General features: G+C 62.6%; 2 protein-coding genes. Both read left to right on the top strand.

Translation table 11 applies throughout. From position 1 onward, the window contains the following. The coding region (locus ABT116_RS47105) for a GNAT family N-acetyltransferase (RefSeq protein WP_351647521.1) at window positions 1-718 on the top strand (718 nt) is incomplete at its 5' end. Further along, the coding region (locus ABT116_RS47110) for an enolase-like domain-containing protein (RefSeq protein WP_502984085.1) at window positions 715-1,299 on the top strand (585 nt) is incomplete at its 3' end. The genes ABT116_RS47105 and ABT116_RS47110, both read left to right, overlap by 4 nt.

Raw genomic sequence — 1,299 nt, forward strand, 5'->3', positions numbered from 1 at the left:
GATGAAAGCGCTCGCGCACTCCGGTAACTACGTCGCCGGCGCTTTTCGTGGCGGAGATCTGATCGGCGGCTCGGTCGCATTCTTCGAGGAACCGCAACATCGTTCGTTGCATTCACACATCACGGGGATCCTCCCGAACGTGCAGAACGGGCACATCGGCCTCGCGTTGAAACTGTTCCAGCGAGCATGGGCACTGGAACGGGGAATTCTCCACGTGCGGTGGACTTTCGACCCGCTCGTCGCGCGCAATGCCTACTTCAACGTCTCGAAACTCGGTGCGTTCCCGATCCAGTATCTGCCGCGTTTCTACGCGCCGATGAACGACAGTCTCAACGGCGGCGCAGACAGCGACCGGTTGCTGATCGACTGGGAAATCGGTAGCAGCAAGGTTTCCGACGTCGTCGCCGGTTCGGGAGAGGTCCCGACTCCCGAGTCGTTGGGAGCCAGCGAACTGTTGTCCATCTCCGAAGCCGGCCTGCCCGTGTTGAAGTCGACGAAGAATCGTTTCGTCACGGTGGCTACACCGAATGACGTGTACACACTGCGTAAGTCGGACCCGGCGGCGGCGAACGACTGGCGCCTGGCAGTCCGCGAGACTCTCGGTGGTGTGCTCGCCGAGAACGGAGTGGTTCTCGCTGTCACCAGGACCGGAAAGTATGTCCTGGACCGTGCGCCGGGAACACAGGCAGGCAGGACAACAGCGGAGGTTACCTCGTGAAGATCGACGGAGTTGAATTACGCCGGGCAGCACTGCCGTTGAAGGCGCCGTTCCGGACCTCGTTCGGCACGGAGACCACCAAGGACGTGCTGTTCGTCAAGGTCGTCACCTCCGAGTCGGAGGGCTGGGGCGAGTGCGTAGCGATGTCCGAGCCTCGCTACTGCTCCGAATACACGGACGGCGCCGCCGAAGTACTTCGCAAGTTCCTGATCCCGTCTCTGGGCGAACTCACCGATCCCGACGTGCACGCACTGAGCGCCGCGATGGAACAGTTCGCCGGACACCCGATGGCCAAAGCGGCCTTGGAAACCGCTTTCCTCGACGCCGAGTTGCGCGCCTGCGGGACGAGCATGTCTTCGTACCTCGGCGCAGTAGTCGATCGCGTACCGGCCGGTGTCTCGGTGGGTATCAAGAACTCGATCGACGAACTGCTCGAGGAGGTAGGCGGCTTCCTCGACGCCGGATACCTTCGGATCAAACTGAAGATCGAACCGGGCTGGGACATCGAGCCGGTTCGCGCGGTCCGCCGACACGCACGTGGCGTTCCGCACGTACTCGCAGCACGACCTGGAGGCGGCGTT

Source organism: Streptomyces sp. NPDC002130 (assembly GCF_040296465.1).
In the GTDB taxonomy this organism is placed as follows: domain Bacteria; phylum Actinomycetota; class Actinomycetes; order Streptomycetales; family Streptomycetaceae; genus Streptomyces.